The following is a 17,360-nucleotide window of genomic DNA, read 5'->3' on the forward strand; positions in this document are numbered from 1 at the left end:
GCTGCCGATGCTTGTCGCCCCTGAACTGCTGGACGGTCGGAATCTGACGGTCGCCGACGTGGCGAACCTTCCCGAGGATCTTCACTATGAGTTGATCAACGGAAGGCTTGTCTTGTCCCCCTCGGCAACGCCCTTTCATCAGTACGCCTCGGCCGAGTTGCTCGTGGCTCTCCGGCAGGGCTGCCCGCGGGATCTGATGGTGACCTTCGATCAGTCGGTGATGGTGGACGGTCAGAACGAGCCGCGTCCCGATCTTGTCGTGATCGAGAAGAGCGGCGCCGGTGGATCACCTGTCCTCGCGGCCGACGTCCTGCTGGCCGTCGAGGTGGTCTCTCGGGATTCGGTCACTCGCGACCTGCGGGACAAGCAGAAGCTCTACGCCTACGGCGGGATCCCGTCCTACTGGCTGCTCGACCCGCTCGGCGTGCGGGTCACCTTCACTCAGTTCTTGCTCGGTGAAGGTGGCGTCTACCACCGTCACCTGCACGCCGACGATGTGGTCACGGTCGATGTTCCCTGGGAGGTCACGATCGATCTCCCGGCGCTGACGCGTGAGCGGGACGACCTCTACCGGCGGACGGGTCGCTCCGCGGTCTGACCGCTTCGCCACCCGCCCGCCAGGTTGGGTCAGGCGTCCTGGAGGGCGATCACCCGGGCGTTCCACGGGCAGTAGGAGTCGGACGTGATGGAGTGGCTCTCGACATCCTCAGGTGTGCCGTCGCAGATCTCGATGGACTGCTCGACCTGGCGGGTGTTGTCCAGGTGCCAGGTCCAGCCGGTGTTCTCGTTCGCGGCGCCGTAGACGATGGTGCCGTGCGGGTGGGTCGCGTCGCCCTCGGTGCCGGCGAGCTGGGCCCGGGCCGAGGCGATGGACGCCGGGTCGGTGAGGACGGCCTTGAAGGTGGAGCTGTTCGGGTGTTCGTAGGTGACAACCACGCCGGCGGCGTTCGTCTCGGCGGCCATCGCGGGAACCGCCGCGGCGGCGCCTGCGGCCAGGGTGGCCGCGATCAGCAGCGGGACGGCTGTGCGCTTCTTCATTGCGTCTCCTTCGCTAGGGAACACTGTCCACAACGGACCGGGCCGGGAGGGGTTCGGGCGAAGTAACGCGAATCATATTTTACGGACATCGAAGAAGCGCTGGTCATGATAGGAACGACCCCGTGGCGTTGCATGTGCGTGGGGTTGTTCTGCCCGAGGGGGAAGTCCGCGATCTGTGGCTGGTAGGGGACCGGGTCACCTACGAGCCGGTACGCGGTGCCGAGACCGTCGCGAGTGAGGGCTGGATCCTGCCGGGTCTGGTCGACGCGCACTGCCACCTGGGCATCGCGCGCGGGCCGCGGCCGATCACCGGACTCGACGAGGCTCGGGCGCTCGCCTACATCGACCGGGACGCCGGGGTGCTCGCGCTGCGGGACGCCGGCTCGCCGTACCCGTACCCGGAATTGGACGACGAACCGGACATCCCGCGTCTCGCCCGCGCGGGTAAGCACGTGGCCGCCCCGAAAAGGTATCTGCGGGACATCGGCATCGAGGTCGACGGCCCGGACGTCGCCGCGGCCGTGGCCGAGCAGGCCAAGGCCGGCACCGGCTGGGTGAAGATCGTGGGGGACTGGCTGGACCGGGACGCGGGCGACCTGGCGCCGTCCTGGGATCAGGCGACGATGACCGCCGCGGTCGAGGCCGCCCATGCCAACGGCGCGCGGGCGGCGGTGCACACGTTCTCCGAGGAGGGCGTGGCGATGATGGTGCGGGCCGGCGTCGACTCGGTGGAGCACGGCACCGGCATCTCGCTGGACCTGGTGGACGAGATGGCGCGGCGCGGGACGGCGCTGGTGCCCACCATGATCAACATCCTGACGTTCGGCGGGATCGCCGAGCAGGCAAGAGCCAAATTCGGCGGGTACGCCGACCACATGCTCGCGTTGCGTGACCGGTTCCCGGCGGTCGTCGGCGCGGCTTACGAGGCGGGCGTGCCGATCTATGTCGGCACCGACGCGGGCGGCGGCATCGAGCACGGGCTGGCCGCCGAGGAAATGCTGCTCCTGCGGCAGGCGGGGCTGCCGGCCGAGACCGTGCTGGCCGCCGCGAGCTGGGGTGCGAGGGAGTGGCTGGGCTTCCCGGGCCTGGTCGAGGGCGGCCTGGCCGACCTCGTCGTCTACCCCGAGGACCCCCGCGCCGACCTGCGCGTGGTCACCGCGCCGAGCCGCATCGTGCTCCGCGGGAACGTGATCAGGTAGGCCGCATTAGGATGCTGCACCATGGCTCGCGTGCTCACTCCCCGTGCGGAGGACTTCCCCCGCTGGTACCAGGATCTCATCGCCAAGGCGCAACTGGCCGACAACGGCCCGGTGCGCGGGACGATGGTGATCCGGCCGGCCGGTTACGCCATCTGGGAGCGCATGCAGTCCGAGATGGACGACCGGATCAAGGGGGCGGGCGGGCAGAACGCGTACTTCCCGCTCTTCATCCCGGAGTCGTACCTGCGCCGTGAGGCCGATCACGTGGAGGGCTTCTCGCCGGAGCTGGCCGTGGTCACCCACGCCGGTGGCAAGCAGCTCGCCGAGCCGCTGGTGGTGCGCCCGACCAGCGAGACCGTGATCGGCGAGTTCATGGCCAAGTGGGTCGACTCCTACCGTGACCTGCCGCTGCTGCTCAACCAATGGGCCAACGTGGTGCGCTGGGAACTGCGCCCGCGGACGTTCCTGCGCACCACCGAGTTCCTCTGGCAGGAGGGCCACACCGCGCACGCCACCGAGGCGGACGCGCGGGCCTACGCCCGGCAGATTCACTCCGACGTCTACGAGGACTTCATGGTCCAGGTGCTGGCCATGCCGGTCGTGCCGGGCCGCAAGACCAAGGGTGAGCGCTTCGCCGGCGCCACCAACACGATGACCCTCGAGGGCATGATGGGCGACACCAAGGCCCTGCAGATGGGCACGTCGCACGAGCTGGGCCAGAACTTCGCCAAGGCCTTCGACATCTCGTTCACCTCGTCGTCGAGCACCGTCGAGCACGCCTGGACCACGTCCTGGGGCACGTCCACCCGGATGATGGGCGGCCTGATCATGAGCCACGGCGACGACAACGGACTGCGGCTTCCGCCGCGGCTGGCGCCGATCCAGGTGCAGGTCATGGTGGTCAAGGCGGGCGAGGGCGTCACGGAGGCGGCGGCCGCGCTGCGGGACGAGCTCAAGGCTTCCGGCGTACGCGTGAAGCTGGACGACCGTGCCGACATCCCCTTCGGCCGGCGCGCCGTGGACGCCGAACTGCAGGGCGTCCCGATCCGCCTGGAGGTCGGGCCGCGCGACCTGGCCAGTGGCAACGTGGTGCTGGCCCGCCGGATCGACGGCAGCAAGACGCCGGTCCCGCTGGCCGGGGTGGCCGCCGAGGTGGCCGCCGCGCTCGTCGCCGACCAGCAGCGCCTCTACGACGACGCGCTGGCCTTCCGCCAGGAGCGCACGGTCGACGTGAAGAGCCTGGCCGACGCGATCGAGGTGGCCCAGACCGGCTGGGCCCAGGTGCCCTGGTCGGCGGTCGGCGAGGAGGGCGAGCGCGAGGCGAACGGCAAGGCCGTCACGGTCCGCTGCCTGTTCCGGGAGGACGGCTCGATGCCCGACTCGGACACCGAGGACGGGCTCGTGGCGATCCTGGCGCGCTCGTACTGATGGCCTTCGCTCCCGGGCAGGTCATCCTGCACCGCAACACCCGCCGGGGTCGCATCGCCTTCGCCCGCCCGGTCCGGGTGGTCTCCGACACCTCCCTCGGCCTGCTGGTCTGGATGGCCCGGCACACTCCGGTGATGTACGAGGTGGCGGCCGACGGCCGTGGCGCCCGCGGCCGCCCGTTCGCCGAGTGGGTCACGCTGCCCTACGAGCACCGTCCGGGGGAGTGGCAGGGTGCCGGCATCCTGATGCTCTTCCCGCCGGAGGCGGACCACTCGGTCTGGTGGTTCTGGACCGACGAGGGCGTGTTCGACGGCTGGTACGTGAACCTCGAGGAGCGCGTCGTCCGCTGGGCCGACGGCGACCTGGCCGGGGTGGACGTCATCGACCAGGATCTGGACGTGGTGGTCCGGCCGGACCGGACCTGGGAGTGGAAGGACGAGGACGAGTTCGCCGAGCGGCTCGCCTTCCCGGACCACTACTGGGCCACCGACGAGCAGGCCATCCGCGCCGAGGGGCGGCGGGTGATCAAGATCGTCGAGGCGGGGGAGTTCCCGTTCGACGGCACCTGGACCGATTTCGTCCCGGACCCGTCCTGGGAGTTGCCCGAGCTGCCCGATGGGTGGGATCGCCCCGCTACGCGGTGATTTTCAGGGCGGTTGGTGGGGGCACGGCCGCGTCTGGCAGAATGGACAGCTGGTATCGGTCCGCTCGAGGCGCCCTCTAACCCCTCGGTGCGGATCAGGTCCAGATGAGGCATCGGTCCCGCATCCCCACGCGGGTCTCCGTCGCCTCAACCCAAGCAAATCATTCGGGAGCGTAAAAGACCGTGGCCGTAAAGATCCGGCTCCTGCGGATGGGCAAGATCCGCAACCCGCAGTACCGCATCGTCGTCGCCGACGCGCGCACCAAGCGCGACGGCCGTGCCATCGAGTACGTCGGCATCTACCACCCGAAGGAGGACCCTTCGCTGATCCAGGTCAAGTCCGACCGGGTTCAGCACTGGCTCTCCGTCGGCGCGCAGCCCAGCGAGGCCGTGCAGCGAATCCTGGAGAAGACCGGCGACTGGCAGCTGTTCAAGGGCCTGCCGGCCCCGCCGCCGCTGCTGGTGAAGGCTCCCAAGGAGGACCGCCAGGCGACGTACGAGGCCGAGGCCAAGGCTGCCGCCGGCGTCGAGACGCCGGCCAAGTCCACCAAGCCGGCGAAGAAGGCCACCAAGGCTGCCGCCGCGCCGGAGGCCAAGGCTGACGCCAAGGCCGCCGAGCCCAAGGCTGACGCCAAGGCCGACGAGGCCAAGCCCGCCGCCGCGCCGGAGGCCGCCGAGGCCAAGCCGGAGCAGACCAAGGCCGCCGACCCGGCCGAGCCCAACCGCGAGGCGGTTGCCGAGACGGCGGAGGACCCGGCCGGTGCCGGCGCCGACAAGAGCTGACGGGGCGCTCCGGCCCGCGCTGGAGCACCTCGTCAAGGGCATCGTCGACAACCCGGACGACGTCCGGGTTCGCCTGGTCGACTCGCGTCGCGGCAAGCGGCTCGAGGTCCGTGTGCACCCCGAGGACCTGGGAACGGTCATCGGGCGTGGCGGTCGGACGGCCAAGGCGCTGCGACAGGTCATCGGGTCGATCGGTGGGCGCGGCATCCGCGTCGACATCGTCGACGCGTACTGATCAGCGCCGGTCAGATGCTGCTCGTCGTCGGACACATCGGTAAGGCGCACGGGATCAAGGGCGAAGTCCTGGTCACCGTGCGCACGGATGAGCCCGAGCAACGTTTCGTGCCGGGAGCGGTCTTCACGACCGCCTCCGGCACGCTCACGCTCGAGGACCTCCGCTGGCATCAGGGTCGGGTGATCGCCCAGTTCGAGGGCGTCCACGACCGCAACCTCGCCGAGGAACTGCGCGGCACCGAGCTGCAGGTGGATTCCGCCGAGCTGACGGCGCCGGACGACCCGGACGAGTTCCACGACCACCAGCTCGTCGGGCTGCGGGTCGTCTCCGTCGCCGGTGAGGAGCTGGGCACGGTCGCCCGGATCGATCACGCGCCGTCGTCCGACCTGCTGGTCGTGACCAAGCCGGCCGGCGGGACCGCGCTGATCCCGTTCGTGGCCCAGATGGTGCCGACCGTCGACCTGGCGGGCGGCCGGGTGGTCGTCGACCTGCCCGAGGGCCTGCTCGATCTGTGATGCGCGTCGACATCGTCTCCATCTTCCCGGAGTACTTCGCGCCGCTGGAGCTGTCGCTGGTCGGCAAGGCCCGCGGCACCGGGCTGCTCGACGTCACCGTGCACGACCTGCGGACCTGGACGTCGGACGTGCACCGGACGGTGGACGACACCCCGTACGGCGGCGGGCCGGGCATGGTGATGCGCCCGGAGCCGTGGGGTCAGGCGCTGGACGCCGTCGGGCCGGGGACACTGATCGTGCCGTCTCCGGTCGGCAAGCCGTTCACCCAGGCGGACGCGCACGAGCTGGCCGGGCTGGACCATCTGATCTTCGCCTGCGGGCGGTACGAGGGCATCGACCAGCGGGTGATCGACGACGCGGCCGCCCGGATGCCGGTGCGTGAGGTCTCGCTCGGCGACTACGTGCTGTTCGGCGGCGAGGTGGCGGTCATCGTCATCCTGGAGGCGATCACCCGGCTGCTGCCCGGGGTGCTGGGCAACGCGGACTCGCTGACCGAGGAGTCGCATGCGGCCGGGCTGCTCGAGGCGCCGGTCTACACCAAGCCGGCCTCGTGGCGGGACCGGGACGTCCCGGAGGTGCTCCGCTCGGGCGACCACGGGCGGATCGCGCGCTGGCGGCGTACGCAATCACTCCTGCGCACGGCCTCGCGCCGACCTGACCTGATGGCGGTTTATCCGCCTGCGAATTTGGATAAAAAGGACAGGGTCGCGCTCGATGAGGACGGATTTCAGATCCCGCCTCCCGATGTGGCAAAGTAGTGAGGTTGCCGTTTGCCCCCACGCCGTGGGCGGCGAGCGAGGACCCCTCTCGCAGGGGTCAGTGTGATCCCATCTGCGCATCGAACTCCCGGTGCGCTGTGAGTAAGCAAGGATGCAGCGAATGAACACGCTGGACGCTCTCGACGCGCAGTCGCAGCGCACCGACATCCCCGACTTCCGCGCCGGTGACACCGTCAAGGTGCACGCCCGGGTCGTCGAGGGCAACCGTTCCCGGGTCCAGGTCTTCCAGGGCGTCGTGATCAGCCGCCAGGGCGGTGGCCTCCGCGAGACCTTCAAGATCCGGAAGATCAGCTTCGGCGTCGGCGTCGAGCGCACCTACCCGCTGAACAGCCCTCAGATCGACAAGATCGAGGTCGTGACCCGCGGTGACGTGCGCCGGGCCAAGCTCTACTACCTGCGCGAGCTCCGTGGCAAGAAGGCCAAGATCAAGGAGCTGCGGGAGAAGCAGCACACCAGCTGATCCCCGTCGATCCGTCACATCCGGCGGGAGCGAACTACTCTTGCGCCAGTGACGGATGAACTTCGTTCGCACTGCCGCCCGTACTCGTCTGTTGAGGACGTCTTCGGGCGGTAGTGCTGTATCCGGGGCCTGATCGTCCGAACGTCGGCGGGAGATGCGTAGCGTGGGACAGATGGGCTATTCAGGCGGCTATCCGGGTGGCATGTCGCCGGACAGGCGGCCCCGCCGCGGCCGGATCATCCGGCGCAAGGAGATGCCGCTGTGGCAGGAGCTGCCGCTGCTGCTGATCGTGGCCTTCTGCCTCGCCGTGCTCATCCGCACGTTCCTGGTCCAGGCGTTCTTCATCCCCTCCGGGTCGATGCAGCAGACGTTGGAGATCAAGGACAGGGTCCTGGTCAACAAGGTCATCTACGACGTGCGCAACCCGGAACGCGGCGAGATCGTGGTGTTCCGCGGCCCGGAGAACTGGGCCAGCGAACAGCCCTCGGAGCCGGTCAGTCAGGCGTTCTCCGCCAAGCTCGGGCGCACCATCGGCGACCTGGTCGGCGTCAGCCGCCCGGGGGAACGCGACTTCATCAAACGGGTGATCGGCGTCGCGGGCGACAAGGTGGCGTGCTGCGACCAGCAGGGCCGGATCACCGTCAACGGCAAGTCGATCGACGAGCCGTACATCTTCGAGAACTCCTCGCTGGATGCCCCGCCCAACCCGCGGCAGTGCACCAGCCGGGTCTTCGCCGAGGTCACCGTCCCGGCGGACCAGCTCTTCGTGATGGGCGACCACCGCGGCGTCTCCCAGGACGCCCGCTGCCAGGGCCCGGTGCCGGTGGAGAACGTGATCGGCCGGGCCTTCGTGATCGTCTGGCCCACCAAGCGCTTCACCAGCCTCGAAGTGCCGGACAACTGGAAGACGTTCGCGAGCGGCCCGGTGGCCCTGCCGGCGAAGGAGCCGGACCCCGATCCGGAGAGCCCCGATCCGGAGAGTGGGGCACTATTGCTCCCATTCCTGTTAAGTGCGGGACTGTCCGCGCGTTCCGGACTGCCGTTCACATCTCGACGACGTAGGCTCCGATCGTGATTGACGAGCAGACCGAGAAGCGCTCCGGATCCTTCTGGCGTGAGCTGCCGATTCTCGTGGGGGTGGCGATCCTGGTCGCCGTCCTGGTCCGGGCGTTCGTGCTGCAGACCTTCTACATCCCGTCGCCGTCGATGGAGCACACCCTCAACGTGCTCGACCGGGTGCTCGTCAACAAGCTCGTCTACGACTTCCGCGACCCTCGCCGCGGCGAGATCATCGTCTTCGAGGCGCCGAAGACGTGGCAGAGCGGCACCGAGGGTGAGGACTTCATCAAGCGCATCATCGGTCTCCCCGGCGACCACGTGATGTGCTGCGACGACCAGCAGCGCCTGATGATCAACGGTCACGCCATCGACGAGCCATACGTCTACACCGACGCCGACGGCACCCGCAACGCGGTGGCCGACGAGCCGTTCGACATCACCGTGCCGGCCGGTCGCATCTGGGTCATGGGTGACCACCGGGAGGCCTCGGCCGACTCTCTGGAGCATTGGGAGACCAGCCAGAACATCGAGGAGGCCACGATCAGGTCCGACTCCATCGTGGGTCGTGCGTTCACGATCTTCTGGCCGGTGAACAGGGCGACCTGGCTGTCCGTGCCGAGCACCTTCAACGGTGTGCCGGAGCCCGCACCCGCCAAGTGACCGCCCGCGGTCGACATCGACCGGAGGCGCAATAAGCTGGGAGCCGTGACCGTCCTCGACCGCCGTGCCGCACGTGTCGTGCTCGTCGATCGGGCCGACCGCACCCTGCTGATGCGCGGCGGTGATCCGGCCCGTCCCGGTCTGCGCTGGTGGTTCACCCCCGGCGGCGGGCTCGAGCCGGGCGAGACCTCCGCCCAGGGCGCCGTCCGCGAGCTCTTCGAGGAGACCGGGCTGCAGGTCTCGGAGGACGATCTCGGTGAGCCGGTGTGGCACCAGGTGACCGAGTTCAGCTACGACGGCCGCACCTACCGCCAGGATCAAGACTTCTTTCTGGTACGCGTGATCGAGTGGGAAGTCGATACCACCGGTTTCGACCAGGCCGAACGTGACACCATCGACGCGCACCGCTGGTGGTCGGCGGACGAGATCGACGCCACCGACGAGCTGATCTATCCCGCGGAGCTGGCTTCCCTGCTCCGCCGACTGGTGGGGGGCGAGTCCTGATGCTGGCCCCGGGGAGAACGGTCATCAGGCGCGAGGGCGGGCTCTACGCCCTGGAACGGGCCCTGCAGCGCCGCGGCTTCCAGAACGTCGCCGGGGCCGACGAGGCGGGTCGTGGCGCCTGTGCGGGCCCTCTGGTCGCCGCCGCGGCCATGCTGCCCGAGGGCAAGCGCGGCGAGATCGCCGAGCTCGCCGACTCCAAACTGCTCACCCCGCTCGCCCGGGACAGGGTCTACGACGAGGTGGTCAAGCGCGCCCTCGCCTGGTCGGTGGTGATCATCCCGCCGGCCGAGGTGGACCAGCGTGGCCTGCACGTGTGCAACCTGGCCGCGATGCGCCGGGCGCTGGCCTCGCTCAGCACCCGGCCCGACTACGTGCTCACCGACGGCTTCCCGGTCGAGGGCGCGGGCGTGCCCGGCCTCGCGGTGTGGAAAGGCGACCGGGTCGCCGCCTGCGTGGCCGCGGCCAGCGTGCTGGCCAAGGTGACCAGGGACCGGATGATGGTCGAGCTGGACGGGCAGTACCCCGACTACGGGTTCGCGGTGCACAAGGGCTACATCACCGACGAGCACAGCGCCGCCCTCACCCGGCATGGCCCGTGCGCGGAGCACCGTTTCTCGTACGTGAACGTGGCGGCCGCCTCCGGCCGCAGCAACCGGCCGCCCCGCGCGCGCCGTCCCGCGGTGACCGCCGCATCGCCTGAGCCGCTTACGCTCTGGCCTGCGGAGGGGGGTACCGTCGGCGTGGCGTCGGGCGAGCCGCCGGGGCGAGCGCCAACGGTGGGGGAAGATGAGGCAATGGAGGGCGAGAAGCGATGAGCGCAGAGGATCTCGAGAAGTACGAGACCGAGATGGAGCTGCAGCTCTACCGGGAGTATCGCGACATCGTCCGTCAGTTCTCCTACGTGGTGGAGACCGAGCGCCGCTTCTACCTCGCCAACCAGGTCGACCTGCACGTCCGCAACTCCGACGGCGAGGTCTACTTCGAGGTCGAGATGCATGACGCCTGGGTCTGGGATATGTACCGGCCGGCCCGCTTCGTCAAGAACGTCCGCGTGATGACCTTCAAGGACGTCAACGTGGAGGAACTCGAGAAACCGGACATCTCCCTGCCGGACAACGCCGGCTTCGGCGGCTGAGGGTTCCCTCCGCGGCCCGTCATCTCCACACGGTGCCCCCGGGGGATTTTCGCATCGTCGGCCCGGCGGCCGGCGCGTTATCCACAGGGCCTCCTCCGGGAGGCCCTGCGGTTGTCCACAGGGCTCCTTCGGGCGCCCTGGGTCCGGGCAAGCTTGCGCACATGCCGCTGGTCCTTCTCCTTCTCGTCCTGGCCCTGACCCCGGTCTCACCAGGGCTGGTGGCCCGTCCCTTCGATCCGCCGCCTCAACCGTGGCTGGCCGGCCACCGTGGCGTCGACCTGACCGCGACCGCCGGTGCGCCGGTGCGGGCGCCCCGCGACGGCACGGTCGTGTTCGCGCGGCTGGTCGCCGGCCGTGGCGTGATCACCGTGGCTCACCCGGACGGGCTGCGGACCACCTACGAGCCGGTCACCGCCTCGGTGGCGGTGGGTGACGCGGTCCGGGCCGGCGAGACGCTCGGCGCCCTGGACGCGGGCCACCCCGGCTGCCCGGTCGACGCGTGCCTCCACTGGGGCCTGCGCCGCGCCGGCACCTACCTCGACCCGATGACCTTGCTGGGCCGCGGCCGGGTCCGCCTGCTGCCGCTGCGCGAAGCCGAGTAAACGGCCAGGGCCACCCGTGGAGCGATGCGATCTTCGGCGGAAGCCGCGTGAGCGGCGGCGCAACCGCTCACGCACGTGGAGCGATGCGATCTTCGGCGGAAGCCGCGTGAGCGGCGGCGCAACCGCTCACGCACGTGGAGCGAAGCGACCCTCGGCGTGAGCAGCGGTCCGCACCACCCACCCACCTACGACCTGCTCCGGATCTTCTGGTTCTTGATCTTGAATCAGAGCGAGCGGAGGAAACCGGGAAGCTTGTCGGCGAGGTTGTCGTAGTCGTCGGCGTCGTTGTAGATCTGGGCGCTCAGCCGCAGGTGGCCACGGCCGCCCCAGGCGTTGATCGCGGTCTCGATGGACAGCTGGTCGGCGAGCTGATCACGCAGGCCGTGCGCCTCCGGGGCGGTCGTCGCCAGGCCGGCCGGCAGCGGGATGACACGCATCGAGACGAGCGGGTCGCCGGGGTCGGGCAGTTCCTCGGGCGCGTAGCCGAGCGCCTCGCCGACCACCCGCTGACCGTAGGCGGCGAGGGCCGCGTTGTGCCGGCGGACGGTGTCGGCGCCGAGTGAGCGCATCACGTAGAGGCCGGCCGGTGCGGACATCCACGCGGTCGGGTCGAGCGTGCCCTGGAACTCGACGCTGTGCGGGAAGCCCTTCTCCTGCGCCCAGGAGACGACCAGCGGGTCGATCCGGCGGCGCCACGGGGCGGCCACCGCCAGCAGGGCGGTGCCGCGCGGGGCGAACGCCCACTTGTGCAGGTTGCCGACCCAGAAGTCGGCGCCGATCGCGGAGACGTCCACCGGCAGCATCCCGGGCACGTGTGCCGCGTCGACGAGCACCGGGATGTCATGTTCACGCGCGGCGGCGGCCAGGTCGCGTACCGGAAAGGCCTTGGCCGTGGGCGACGTGATCTGATCGACCACCAGCAGCTTGGTGCGGCCCGGGCGGAGCGCGGAGCGGATCCGCGAGACCACCTCGGCGTCGGTGGCGGTCAGCGGCAGCGCGACGGTCCGGGCGGTGGCGCCTGCGCGCCGGCACTGGCGGCGGACGGCCATCGACACCGCGCCGTACGCGTGATCGGTCATCAGCACCTCGTCGCCCGCGCCGATCCGCACCGACTGGAGCACCAGCGAGACGGCGATCGTGGTGTTGCCGACCAGCGCGCTGCCGTCCGGGTCGGCGCCGAGGAAGCCGGCGACGTGCCGGCGTGTGTGGGCGATCCGGTCGTCGAGGCCCAGGTGGAAGAACTTCATCGGGTTCGACTCGGCCTCGTCACGCAGCCGCTGCTGGGTGCGCTGCACGCTGATCGGCACCGCGCCGAACGACCCGTGGTTGAGATAGGACACGGACGGGTCGAGCGAGAAGAGAAGACGCGCTCCCGGGATGGGGTCGGGCGGATCTTCGGGGCGCATGCCGTGATCGTAGGTGATGTTTCAGGCCCGGGGGTGGGCCTGACGGAAGGCGGCACGCAGCCGTTCGGTCGAGATGTGCGTGTAGATCTGCGTGCTCGACAGCGACGCGTGCCCCAGCAGGTCCTGTACGGCGCGCAGGTCGGCGCCGCCGTCCAGCAGATGCGTGGCCGCCGAGTGGCGGAGGTCGTGCGGGCTGGTGTGCGGGAGCCCACGGGCCTGGGCGGCGGCCGCGACGATGCGGCGTACGACGGTCTGCTGGAGCCGGCCGCCCTTCACCCCGACGAACAGCGCCTCGCTCCGGTTGCTGCTCAGCCGCGGCCGCCCGCGGTCCCGCCAGGCGTCGAGCGCGCGCTGGGCGGGCAGGCCGTACGGAACGGTCCTCTCCTTGGCGCCCTTGCCGAAGACCCGCAGCACCCGGCGCCCGTCATCGATGTCGGCCGGGTCGAGTCCGCACAACTCGCTGACCCGGATCCCGGTCGCGTAGAGCACCTCCAGCACGGCCCGGTCCCGCAACTCGATCGGATCGTCGGCCTGCTCCGCGCTCGGCGCCTCCACAAGCTCCGCCGCCTGGTCGCTGCTCAGCACGTTCGGCAGGTCCCGGTGCGCCCGCGGGCTCGCCAGCTGCGCACCGGGGTCGGCGTCGGCCAGCCCCTGCCGAAGCGCCCACCCGGTGAAGGCCCGCGCCGCGGCGGCCCGCCTCGCCTGTGAGGTCCGCGCCGACCCCTCACGCATCCGAGCCGCCAGCCAGCCCCGCAACACGGCGATGTCGAGGTCGCCCGGCCGCGCACAACCGTCCCGCGCGGCATGATCAAGGAGCGAGACCACATCCCCGACGTACGCCCGGATGGTGTGCGCCGACCGGTTCTCGGCCCGCGCGAGGTGCAGACCGAACTCGTCCACCGCGTCGCGCATCGCCGCCGGCAGCGACTCGTGAATCTCCCGCGTGCTCATCGTCTCGACCGTCCGCCCTCGACCGGTAGCCCGTCAAGCCCCTATCCTGCCGTGATGCGCCGCGCCTTGGTGATCTTCTGCACGGTCCTCTGCCTGGCCGGATGCACGCCCGCTGAGGAACCCGAAGCGAAGACCGGCCTCGGCGACCGCAGCACGGCGACCCGCCAGTTCACCCTGCCGTCGAAGAACATCGGCTGCCTGGTGTCGGCGGAGTCGGCTCGCTGCGACATCAAGGTCAAGGATTGGAAGCCGCCGGCCAAGCCCGCCGACTGCGAGCAGGAGTGGGGCAACGCGCTCACGGTGACGGCGGAGGGTGCGAGCCTGAGCTGTGTCGGCGACACGGTGATGGGCGCGGCCGAGATCCTCGAGTACGACAAGGCCGTGCAGGTCGGCGAGTTCGTCTGCATCAGCGCGAGAGCGGGCGCCCGCTGCAGCCACGCGCCGTCCGGGCGCGGGTTCACGCTGGCCCGGGGCGCGTACACGACGTTCTGACTGATCTTCGTGCGTTTCTCTGCATGACCTGTGGTGCGGACGCCCCGGGGCAGAAACGGGCGACCGCACCACAGGGGCCGGTTCACCGTCGCAGGTGGACGGTGCCTCGGTTCTCGACGCTATGGGTGATCGCGAAGCTTCGGCAACCGTCCGTACGGTTGCGAAAACCGTCCGCGAGGATCGCCGAAGCTCCCGATCATGCAACCCATCCACCGCACCCTCGCGCGGCTCGCGGGTGTGTCAGGGGCGGGCGAGTTGGACGCGGTCGGCCGGGTGGACCTTGACGGTGCCGTCGTTGGAGGTGACCACGAGGACCGGGACGCCCTCGCCGAGGCGGTAGGAGCGGCGCTCGGCGTCGGTGGGCATGCGGGCCGCGACCCGGTCGCCGCGTGCGAGCGTGATCAGCTCGATCTGCTCGGGGACGCGGACGAACGTGCCCCGCGGCCGCTCGACACTGACCAGACCCTCGGTGCGCAGCTGCGCGATCGCCTGCCGGACCGTGGTGCGGCTGATGGTGAACTCCTGCGCGAGCCGTAACTCGCTCGGTAGTGGATCGCCCGGACCGAGCTCACCGGACTCGATCTGGCTCCGCAGGATGTCGGCGAGTTGCCGGAAAACCGCACGGTCGGCCGAGGGGTCGATCATGTAACCCAGCTTACGTGGCCACGATGCTCCATCACGTTGTACGTACAGTCCCATGTAGGTATGATAATTCTGCCGCACTGAGAAGGCCGAGCTTGATCGGGCGGCGGGTGGCGACGGCCGGTTAGTCGCCTCGTTCAGACCCGCTCTGAGCGAGCGTCTCCGGCCGTCGCCCACCAAAGCCAAGACTATGTGGATGGACGACCCGATCGGTGGCAACGCCGGTGGATTCCCGAGTCGACATGACGACTGGCGACTGTGGACGGCGAAGCAGCCGTCATGGCGGAGCGGGGGTCGTGACGGCATGCCGGCTATGGCCTCCAAGTGTTCGCCACCTCGTGGACTCTCGCCTGCGGCGGTCCCCGGTGGTTACTGCGATGAAGGGTCTGGGGCCGGATCTATCGACTGCGCCGTTGTCAGATCGGTGGTGCGATCAGATGTTCGTTCGAGGAACAGCCCATGCGAGAAACCGCTCGAAGAGGTCGGGCGGGAGTGTCTGGCCGTGAGCCGTCATGTCGTCGACAGCGTCCGTCAGCTGGCCGAACAGGTAGATGCTGAGGACCGACGGGAAATATCTGAACTCCTCGAGGAGGGCCTCCTTCGCTTGTGGGCACGGCCAGGGCCGTTCGCAGGTGCGGCAGTCCCAGGCGGGACGCGCCCACAGGTGTTCGATCCGCTGCGGTTCCCTCACCAGTTGCTGGCCGGGGGATGTGCTCGGCGGGCCTGGTGTGTCTGGTGGGCTTGGCGTGTCTGGTGTGACCTGTTGGCCTGCGCCGGTGTCAGGTTGCCGGCACGGCCTGCTCGATGCCCGTCCTCGTCGGGGCGTGTGTCTCGCGGCCTTGGTCGACTGTGGCCGGTGGGGCGATCGCGCGTGCGGGCAAAGGGTTCACCGGGTGATGGTTCCGCGCGAAGCCGGGCCGTACGGTCGCGGGGGTCTGCCTGGAGCCGGGTGGTCCGGTCGTCCGGAGCCGGAGCCGGAGCCGGGGCCGGGGCCGGGGCCGGGGGTCGGAGTGGTCGGGTGAGGTTGGGATGTGGACAGGGTTGGGTGGCCGGCCGTTCTCGGGGTGGGTGGTGAGGGACCGCCACCGGGGCATCGCCCGGCGTGATCACCTCGAAGGCCGCCGTCGGTGCTGTGAGGGCCCGATCCACGCATGGCTCGGGCAGGCCGCAGGAACAGCGACGCCATAGAGTGCGCCAGCTGCGGCGGTGCAGTGGTGCCCAGGGCACCGGCGAGATGGTCTCGCGCCTGGTGTTCATGAGACTACCCTAGTTGACGGGCGACTAGCTGTCTCCTGTGAAGTTGGCAAAGGACTAATAGTCTCGCGCCTACGGTGATCTCGTGGCAGCGAAGCAGATCCGACTGATGGGTGCGCACGAGATCCGCATCCGCCTGGGTGGGGTCAGTCGCCAGCGGGCTTACCAGATCACGAGCCGCGCCGACTTCCCCAAGCCCGTCGCCGATCTCGCCCAGGGCAAGGTCTGGCTGACCGAGGATGTCGAGGCGTGGATGAAGGTCCATCGCCGCGACATCGACGATCCGGACGACTGACCGGTGCGCGGGCGACTCAGTCATGGACATCCTCCTGTCCCTCTGACGCGCCCGCCTCTGTCGACGTCGGACGGTCGCGGTTGATGTGCGTTGACGGCGTGCGGATGGCCGAGAGGCGCAGTCCGACAGCGCCGTCTGAGTGGCGGTTCACCAGGCCGAGGGTTTCCAGCAGGCTGAGCCGGCGCAGAACCGTGCGCAGGCCCAGTCCCGCCTTGGCGGCCAGCTCGGCCGGGTCGGCACGCCCGCGCCGCGGGATCGCCTCCAGCAGGATGGCCGCTTCCTCGTCGAGCTGGTCGCGCTGGTGTTCCGGGCCGCGTGGCCGGTCGGCCTCGTAGTCGCCGATCTTCCCGATCTCCTCCAGGACGTGGGGGAGACCCGCGACGAGCCGGACCGCCGGGTTCACGCGGATCAGCTCGTGGCAGCCGACCGACATTGCCGACGTCGTGGGGCCGGGCACCACCATCGCCTTGCGGTGCAGTTCCAGCACCCGTCCCATGGTCTGCACGGCGCCGCTGCGGGCGGCCGCCTCGACCATGACCGTGCCCTGCGTGGCGGCGGCGATCACCCGGTTGCGGATCAGGAAACGGTGGCGCAGCGGCTCCGAGCCCGGCGGCCATTCGCTGATCAGCAGCCCGGTCTCGGCGATCCGTTCGAACAGGGACGCGTTCCCCGACGGATAAGGCCGATCAACCCCACAGGCCAGGACCGCCACCGTACGGCCGCCGGCCGCCAGGGCGGCCCGATGCGCCGCCGCGTCGATGCCGAACGCCCCGCCCGACACCACCGTCCAGTCATGCTCGGCCAGCCCGTACGCGAGATCGGTCGCGACGTGGGTGCCGTACCCGGTGGCCGCCCTCGCGCCGACCACCGCGACCGACCGCTCCAAGGTCTCGCCCAACGGCAGCGCGCCGCGCACCCACAGGCACAGCGGCGGCCGGATGTCGCGATGCACCCGCCCGGCCTTGTTCAGTTCCAGCGTGGCGAGCGCATCCACCCGCCCCGGCCACTCGTCGTCGGACGGGATCACGATGCGCGCCCCGAGCCGATCCGCATGGCGCAGCGCCGCCTCGGCCAGCCGGCGCGCGTCGCCTTTCGCCGTCCGGGACGCGACACCCCGGCGCAGGCCGGGTTCCTGAGCCTGGCCGGCGAGCAGCACGTCCATCGTGGCGGGTGCCCCGATCTGCTGAACCATCGTCCAGATCGCCCGGTTGCCAGGCTCGGCGAGCCAGGTCAGCGCCACCCGCGCCGCCACGTCCGCAGCCCGGTCCGCCGCCGCCACG

General features: G+C 70.1%; 21 protein-coding genes and 1 pseudogene. 17 read left to right on the forward strand and 5 right to left on the reverse strand.

What is annotated here, in order from left to right:
• The first annotated feature begins 7 nt into the window (after positions 1 to 7).
• Positions 8 to 598 carry a Uma2 family endonuclease gene (locus QSK31_RS09360; protein WP_285682847.1) on the forward strand — a complete coding sequence of 197 codons (591 nt, stop codon included), beginning with the start codon at positions 8 to 10 and terminating at the stop codon, positions 596 to 598.
• A 29-nt stretch (positions 599 to 627) separates the two neighbouring features.
• On the opposite strand, the gene QSK31_RS09365 is transcribed toward QSK31_RS09360, so the two are convergent.
• Positions 628 to 1,038 (reverse strand): BP74-related protein, encoded by a 411-nt coding sequence (locus QSK31_RS09365; protein ID WP_285682848.1) that lies wholly within the window; start codon positions 1,036 to 1,038, stop codon positions 628 to 630.
• A 122-nt stretch (positions 1,039 to 1,160) separates the two neighbouring features.
• Between QSK31_RS09365 and QSK31_RS09370 the strand changes: the two genes are divergently transcribed.
• The 14 genes and pseudogenes from QSK31_RS09370 to QSK31_RS09435 all read left to right on the forward strand — a co-directional run bounded on the left by QSK31_RS09370 (position 1,161) and on the right by QSK31_RS09435 (position 11,040).
• The gene (locus QSK31_RS09370) at positions 1,161 to 2,237 is read left to right on the forward strand and encodes an amidohydrolase family protein (RefSeq protein WP_285682849.1); all 1,077 of its coding nucleotides are present in this window, start codon (positions 1,161 to 1,163) and stop codon (positions 2,235 to 2,237) included.
• A 21-nt stretch (positions 2,238 to 2,258) separates the two neighbouring features.
• Positions 2,259 to 3,665 carry a proline--tRNA ligase gene (gene proS / locus QSK31_RS09375; RefSeq protein WP_285682850.1) on the forward strand — a complete coding sequence of 469 codons (1,407 nt, stop codon included), beginning with the start codon at positions 2,259 to 2,261 and terminating at the stop codon, positions 3,663 to 3,665.
• Positions 3,665 to 4,309 (forward strand): ribonuclease FAU-1 family protein, encoded by a 645-nt coding sequence (locus QSK31_RS09380; RefSeq protein ID WP_285682851.1) that lies wholly within the window; start codon positions 3,665 to 3,667, stop codon positions 4,307 to 4,309. The genes proS and QSK31_RS09380 overlap by 1 nt, the downstream gene beginning before the upstream one ends.
• 182 nt (positions 4,310 to 4,491) lie before the next feature.
• Positions 4,492 to 4,947: pseudogene (gene rpsP / locus QSK31_RS09385) on the forward strand (30S ribosomal protein S16); the annotation flags it as partial.
• Between the two features lie 121 nt (positions 4,948 to 5,068).
• Positions 5,069 to 5,326, forward strand: coding sequence for an RNA-binding protein (locus tag QSK31_RS09390; RefSeq protein ID WP_014447131.1), 258 nt, complete (start codon positions 5,069 to 5,071; stop codon positions 5,324 to 5,326).
• Between the two features lie 17 nt (positions 5,327 to 5,343).
• A complete protein-coding gene (rimM, locus tag QSK31_RS09395; protein ID WP_285683307.1) occupies positions 5,344 to 5,841 on the forward strand; it encodes a ribosome maturation factor RimM in 498 nt (165 codons plus the stop codon).
• Positions 5,841 to 6,599 carry a tRNA (guanosine(37)-N1)-methyltransferase TrmD gene (trmD, locus tag QSK31_RS09400; protein ID WP_285682852.1) on the forward strand — a complete coding sequence of 253 codons (759 nt, stop codon included), beginning with the start codon at positions 5,841 to 5,843 and terminating at the stop codon, positions 6,597 to 6,599. Before rimM ends, trmD begins: the two co-directional genes overlap by 1 nt.
• 121 nt (positions 6,600 to 6,720) lie before the next feature.
• Positions 6,721 to 7,080 (forward strand): 50S ribosomal protein L19, encoded by a 360-nt coding sequence (rplS, locus tag QSK31_RS09405; RefSeq protein WP_285682853.1) that lies wholly within the window; start codon positions 6,721 to 6,723, stop codon positions 7,078 to 7,080.
• 172 nt (positions 7,081 to 7,252) lie between these two features.
• Complete coding sequence (gene lepB, locus QSK31_RS09410; protein ID WP_502872920.1) at positions 7,253 to 8,155, forward strand: signal peptidase I; 903 nt, start codon at positions 7,253 to 7,255, stop codon at positions 8,153 to 8,155.
• Complete coding sequence (lepB, locus tag QSK31_RS09415) at positions 8,152 to 8,799, forward strand: signal peptidase I (RefSeq protein ID WP_285682854.1); 648 nt, start codon at positions 8,152 to 8,154, stop codon at positions 8,797 to 8,799. The genes lepB (QSK31_RS09410) and lepB (QSK31_RS09415) overlap by 4 nt, the downstream gene beginning before the upstream one ends.
• 45 nt (positions 8,800 to 8,844) lie before the next feature.
• Positions 8,845 to 9,303 carry an NUDIX hydrolase gene (locus QSK31_RS09420; RefSeq protein WP_285682855.1) on the forward strand — a complete coding sequence of 153 codons (459 nt, stop codon included), beginning with the start codon at positions 8,845 to 8,847 and terminating at the stop codon, positions 9,301 to 9,303.
• On the forward strand, positions 9,303 to 10,118 hold the full coding sequence (locus QSK31_RS09425; protein ID WP_285682856.1) for a ribonuclease HII: 816 nt from the start codon (positions 9,303 to 9,305) through the stop codon (positions 10,116 to 10,118). Before QSK31_RS09420 ends, QSK31_RS09425 begins: the two co-directional genes overlap by 1 nt.
• Positions 10,115 to 10,438 (forward strand): DUF2469 domain-containing protein, encoded by a 324-nt coding sequence (locus QSK31_RS09430; protein WP_285682857.1) that lies wholly within the window; start codon positions 10,115 to 10,117, stop codon positions 10,436 to 10,438. The genes QSK31_RS09425 and QSK31_RS09430 overlap by 4 nt, the downstream gene beginning before the upstream one ends.
• Positions 10,439 to 10,599: 161 nt before the next feature.
• The gene (locus tag QSK31_RS09435; protein WP_502872921.1) at positions 10,600 to 11,040 is read left to right on the forward strand and encodes a M23 family metallopeptidase; all 441 of its coding nucleotides are present in this window, start codon (positions 10,600 to 10,602) and stop codon (positions 11,038 to 11,040) included.
• Between the two features lie 224 nt (positions 11,041 to 11,264).
• Here QSK31_RS09435 and QSK31_RS09440 read toward each other — a convergent pair whose 3' ends face one another.
• Both QSK31_RS09440 and QSK31_RS09445 read right to left on the reverse strand, forming a co-directional pair.
• Positions 11,265 to 12,446: an aminotransferase class V-fold PLP-dependent enzyme gene (locus tag QSK31_RS09440; RefSeq protein ID WP_285682858.1), complete on the reverse strand. Its 1,182-nt coding sequence runs from the start codon at positions 12,444 to 12,446 to the stop codon at positions 11,265 to 11,267.
• A 21-nt stretch (positions 12,447 to 12,467) separates the two neighbouring features.
• Positions 12,468 to 13,397: a tyrosine recombinase XerC gene (locus QSK31_RS09445; RefSeq protein ID WP_285682859.1), complete on the reverse strand. Its 930-nt coding sequence runs from the start codon at positions 13,395 to 13,397 to the stop codon at positions 12,468 to 12,470.
• A gap of 54 nt (positions 13,398 to 13,451) precedes the next feature.
• Here QSK31_RS09445 and QSK31_RS09450 point away from each other — a divergent pair, with 54 nt between their 5' ends.
• Positions 13,452 to 13,889, forward strand: a complete 438-nt coding sequence (locus tag QSK31_RS09450; RefSeq protein ID WP_285682860.1) for a DUF6636 domain-containing protein — start codon at positions 13,452 to 13,454, stop codon at positions 13,887 to 13,889.
• A gap of 240 nt (positions 13,890 to 14,129) precedes the next feature.
• Here QSK31_RS09450 and QSK31_RS09455 read toward each other — a convergent pair whose 3' ends face one another.
• Complete coding sequence (locus QSK31_RS09455; RefSeq protein ID WP_285682861.1) at positions 14,130 to 14,534, reverse strand: winged helix-turn-helix domain-containing protein; 405 nt, start codon at positions 14,532 to 14,534, stop codon at positions 14,130 to 14,132.
• 1,360 nt (positions 14,535 to 15,894) lie between these two features.
• Here QSK31_RS09455 and QSK31_RS09460 point away from each other — a divergent pair.
• Positions 15,895 to 16,080, forward strand: a complete 186-nt coding sequence (locus tag QSK31_RS09460) for an AlpA family phage regulatory protein (RefSeq protein WP_285683309.1) — start codon at positions 15,895 to 15,897, stop codon at positions 16,078 to 16,080.
• A 16-nt stretch (positions 16,081 to 16,096) separates the two neighbouring features.
• Here QSK31_RS09460 and dprA read toward each other — a convergent pair whose 3' ends face one another.
• Positions 16,097 to 17,359 carry a DNA-processing protein DprA gene (dprA, locus tag QSK31_RS09465; protein ID WP_502872932.1) on the reverse strand — a complete coding sequence of 421 codons (1,263 nt, stop codon included), beginning with the start codon at positions 17,357 to 17,359 and terminating at the stop codon, positions 16,097 to 16,099.
• Position 17,360 lies beyond the last annotated feature (1 nt).

Origin of the sequence: Actinoplanes sp. NBRC 103695 (assembly GCF_030269485.1) — a bacterium.
In the GTDB taxonomy this organism is placed as follows: domain Bacteria; phylum Actinomycetota; class Actinomycetes; order Mycobacteriales; family Micromonosporaceae; genus Actinoplanes.

Bases quoted from the DNA above. Each gene is read 5' to 3' on its own strand.
- QSK31_RS09445 (WP_285682859.1), bottom strand. From the start codon at position 13,397: ATGAGCACGCGGGAGATTCACGAGTCGCTGCCGGCGGCGATGCGCGAC.
- QSK31_RS09440 (WP_285682858.1), bottom strand. From the start codon at position 12,446: ATGCGCCCCGAAGATCCGCCCGACCCCATCCCGGGAGCGCGTCTTCTC.
- QSK31_RS09455 (WP_285682861.1), bottom strand. From the start codon at position 14,534: ATGATCGACCCCTCGGCCGACCGTGCGGTTTTCCGGCAACTCGCCGAC.
- QSK31_RS09450 (WP_285682860.1), top strand. From the start codon at position 13,452: ATGCGCCGCGCCTTGGTGATCTTCTGCACGGTCCTCTGCCTGGCCGGA.
- QSK31_RS09460 (WP_285683309.1), top strand. From the start codon at position 15,895: ATGGGTGCGCACGAGATCCGCATCCGCCTGGGTGGGGTCAGTCGCCAG.
- proS (WP_285682850.1), top strand. From the start codon at position 2,259: ATGGCTCGCGTGCTCACTCCCCGTGCGGAGGACTTCCCCCGCTGGTAC.
- QSK31_RS09430 (WP_285682857.1), top strand. From the start codon at position 10,115: ATGAGCGCAGAGGATCTCGAGAAGTACGAGACCGAGATGGAGCTGCAG.
- QSK31_RS09435 (WP_502872921.1), top strand. From the start codon at position 10,600: ATGCCGCTGGTCCTTCTCCTTCTCGTCCTGGCCCTGACCCCGGTCTCA.
- lepB (WP_502872920.1), top strand. From the start codon at position 7,253: ATGGGCTATTCAGGCGGCTATCCGGGTGGCATGTCGCCGGACAGGCGG.
- rplS (WP_285682853.1), top strand. From the start codon at position 6,721: ATGAACACGCTGGACGCTCTCGACGCGCAGTCGCAGCGCACCGACATC.
- QSK31_RS09360 (WP_285682847.1), top strand. From the start codon at position 8: ATGCTTGTCGCCCCTGAACTGCTGGACGGTCGGAATCTGACGGTCGCC.
- trmD (WP_285682852.1), top strand. From the start codon at position 5,841: ATGCGCGTCGACATCGTCTCCATCTTCCCGGAGTACTTCGCGCCGCTG.
- QSK31_RS09425 (WP_285682856.1), top strand. From the start codon at position 9,303: ATGCTGGCCCCGGGGAGAACGGTCATCAGGCGCGAGGGCGGGCTCTAC.
- QSK31_RS09380 (WP_285682851.1), top strand. From the start codon at position 3,665: ATGGCCTTCGCTCCCGGGCAGGTCATCCTGCACCGCAACACCCGCCGG.
- QSK31_RS09365 (WP_285682848.1), bottom strand. From the start codon at position 1,038: ATGAAGAAGCGCACAGCCGTCCCGCTGCTGATCGCGGCCACCCTGGCC.